Here is a 3,201-nt window from a genome sequence, read left to right as displayed (position 1 = left end):
TAAATATTAGCTTGTATTCTCCTTATTGAACGTTGAAGGATTGGGTTTTAATTCTAGATTTAGAGTATGTTCATGAGACCCCTGCTTTATTTCGACAGGCTCAATATATCACGCAGGGATTTTATCTGTAAAAATTCATCTCATCCAAATATTCCCAAGCCTGTTCGGGTAACATAGGCCTAACATTTTTGCCTTTTTTGACAGAATTTCTGATGAATGTAGAGGATAATTCCATGATTGGTGCATCCACATGATGGATTTTTGGATGCTTGTCAAATTGGGTTTCAATCACGCCATCTGACAATCTTGGATAGACATAGATATTATGGTTTTGCAAGATCAATTCGTAGTTTTTCCATTTATGAAAACTTTTCAGATTGTCTTCGCCCATAATCAACGCAAACTCATATTTTGGATGTTTTTCCTGTAAATAGGTAAGCGTGTCAATAGTGTAGTTGGGCTGCGGTAAGCCAAATTCAATATCATTTGGCCGGAGTTTGTGATAATCTGCTGTAGCGCGATAAACCATCTCAAAACGGTGATGGTTATCGAGCATTGAAGCTTTGACTTTAAACGGACTTTGAGGGGTGACCACAAACCAGATTTGGTCAAGGTCACTATACTCCGCCATATGATTGGCAATAATTAAATGACCAATATGAATGGGGTTAAACGTGCCAAAATAAAGTCCGATTTTCATCTCTATCTATTTTTTTTAATCTTTTTTTACAAAATCTGAAACTAATTTATACGATTCAGCAAGGGCTTTGTCAAGATCATCATTAATAACAATCACATCAAATAATGGCGCAGTTGCCAATTCAGCAGAAGCTTTTGCAATACGCATGTTGATTTTGTCATTGCTTTCTGTTTGACGCTTTTTAAGACGAATTTTTAGTTCATCAATACTTGGCGGTTTTACGAAAATAGCAATCGTTTGATCCGGGAATTTTCTTTTAATACGAAGGCCTCCCGAAACATCAATGTCGAAAATCACATTTTTTCCTTTCGCCCAAATACGTTCGACTTCAGATTTTAAAGTGCCGTAAAAGTTATCGCGATATACTTCTTCCCACTCCAAAAAATCATCGTTTTTAATGTGAGTTTTAAAAGCTTGGGTGTCGAGAAAATAATAATCCTTTCCGTCGGTTTCAGTGCCTCTTTTCTCTCGCGAAGTGGCAGATATAGAGAATTCTAAATTGAGTTCTTCTTGTTGGAGTAAATGTCTTACTAAGGTTGTTTTTCCCGAGCCAGAAGGGGCCGAGAATACGATAAGTTTACCGTGATTGGGGATGTCATTGAGTTCGGTCACAAATATATTTTTAGGGTAATCAGTCAATAGTCTATTTTCTCTAATCTTTAAAGCACATTTAGCAATTGCTCTTTAATTTTTTCCAATTCATCCTTCATCTGTACGACTAGCTTTTGCATCGGCGCATAGTTACTTTTTGAACCAATCGTGTTGATTTCACGACCCATTTCCTGGCTGATAAATCCTAGTTTTTTTCCGTTGGAATCGTCGCTGTTAATAGTTTTTATGAAATAATCTAAGTGATTTTTCAAACGTACTTTCTCTTCGGTAATGTCAAATTTTTCAATATAAAAAACCAATTCCTGTTCAAAACGGTTTTCATCTACTTTTTCTTTTAATTCAGCAACACCTTTGTTTAAGCGTTCTCTCACGCCTTCAATCCGTTCAGGATCCATAGCGATAACTTCATCTAAGAGGTCTGAAATGTTTTTAACGCGATCAAGAAATTCTGATTCGAGAACTTTGCCTTCGTCCAAACGGTATTGTTGTATTTTATCTAAAGCGGTATTGATTTCTGCGGCTATGAGATGCCATTCATCTTCATCCATCTCATCGCGTTCAGTGGTCACAGCATCTGGTAAACGAATGGCCATTTTTAGCAATTCGGTTTCATCGCCGTCCACAACTTCTTTCAATTGCTTGATGTATTGTTTGACAACCGTTTTGTTGATTTGGGTTGAGGTTTCTTCGCCAGTAATCTCCATGTACAATGAAAAATCGATCTTGCCTCGTTCTAGTTTTGAAGCGATTAACTTACGAATGTCCAGTTCTTTTTCTCTGTATAAAGAAGGCGTTCTGGTATTCAGATCGAGGTTTTTGCTGTTAAGCGATTTTACCTCAATGGAGATTTTTTTGTTGGGAAGCTGTAGCACAGATTTCCCATATCCTGTCATGGAATGTATCATGGACGTATTTTAAAAGTTGCACAAAGGTAATGAAAATCATCAGTTTTAGCAGGTTAATAAATCAGAGGAAATGTGCTTAAAGTATTTAAAACCTCTAAATTTGTGTTCTTATTAATTAGTAACCGCATAATAGCCTTTTGAATTACGGCCTGTTTTTTCGAAATTAGTTCTATAATCTAAAGTCTATTATCTATATTCTTAAAAAATAAAAAACATGTACTTAAAGGATTTTGAAATACGATGGAGTGATATTGATGCTAATATGCATTTAGCCAATTCGGCATATGTTAACTTTATGAGCCATACCCGTGTAGCCTTTTTTGAAGATCATAATTTTTCTTTGGCCAATCTGATTAAGAATCAAATCAGTCCCGTCGTTTTTTATGAGCATATCTATTATTTCAAAGAAGCCTTTTTAGGTACACCAATTCGGGTCAGTCTTGAAGTCAAGGGCTTGAGTGAAGATGGTATGTTTTTTAAGATTGAGCACAATATCTATAATGATAAAGGAGAAAATTTAGCGAATTGTGAGCTTTTAGGCGCATGGATCAATTTAAAGACTCGTGAATTGACAGGCTTACCAGCCGAGTTTTTAGCCGAAATGAACAGTTTTCCAAAATCGGAAGATTTTAAAGTTCTGACTAAAGAGGATACACGTAAATTCGGGAAGAAACCAATTAATTTAAAGCTTTAAAATAATTGGTTACCAAATAAACGACGAGATCAAAATAGAGCTAATCCCGTTGATCATATTGTTTATAAAGCAGTCCGCAACGATTTCTTTGGCGGGTGTTTAGCTAAAGACATACATTAAGTAAATCTCAAATGCTGCGATCAGTGCAACATTTCTAGCTCTCATGAATCGCTTGTTTCGCGGCTTCTACGGTTTTAGCATTGTTGCCAATAAAAATTTGGTCATTAACTACAATTACAGGTCGGCTCAAAAAGGTATAATGTTGTAGAATGTACTTTTTAAAATCCTTT

Annotated in this window: 4 protein-coding genes; 1 reads left to right on the top strand and 3 read right to left on the bottom strand. The window is 35.8% G+C overall.

The window, feature by feature from the left end:
* Positions 1 to 121: 121 nt before the first annotated feature.
* The 3 genes from nadD to ABIQ28_RS03160 are packed head-to-tail and all read right to left on the bottom strand — an operon-like array spanning position 122 to position 2,217.
* Positions 122 to 700 carry a nicotinate (nicotinamide) nucleotide adenylyltransferase gene (gene nadD, locus ABIQ28_RS03170; RefSeq protein ID WP_348035303.1) on the bottom strand — a complete coding sequence of 193 codons (579 nt, stop codon included), beginning with the start codon at positions 698 to 700 and terminating at the stop codon, positions 122 to 124.
* A gap of 15 nt (positions 701 to 715) precedes the next feature.
* Positions 716 to 1,312, bottom strand: a complete 597-nt coding sequence (gene gmk, locus ABIQ28_RS03165) for a guanylate kinase (RefSeq protein WP_348035302.1) — start codon at positions 1,310 to 1,312, stop codon at positions 716 to 718.
* A 47-nt stretch (positions 1,313 to 1,359) separates the two neighbouring features.
* Positions 1,360 to 2,217: a YicC/YloC family endoribonuclease gene (locus ABIQ28_RS03160; RefSeq protein ID WP_348035301.1), complete on the bottom strand. Its 858-nt coding sequence runs from the start codon at positions 2,215 to 2,217 to the stop codon at positions 1,360 to 1,362.
* Positions 2,218 to 2,431: 214 nt separating this feature from the next.
* Here ABIQ28_RS03160 and ABIQ28_RS03155 point away from each other — a divergent pair, with 214 nt between their 5' ends.
* Positions 2,432 to 2,911, top strand: a complete 480-nt coding sequence (locus ABIQ28_RS03155) for a thioesterase family protein (RefSeq protein WP_348035300.1) — start codon at positions 2,432 to 2,434, stop codon at positions 2,909 to 2,911.
* Positions 2,912 to 3,201: the final 290 nt, after the last annotated feature.

Source organism: Gelidibacter sp. (assembly GCF_039916245.1).
Taxonomy (GTDB): Bacteria; Bacteroidota; Bacteroidia; order Flavobacteriales; family Flavobacteriaceae; genus Gelidibacter.
The sequence above is the reverse complement of the archived record's forward strand: the minus strand, read 5'-3'. Positions and strand labels throughout refer to the sequence as shown.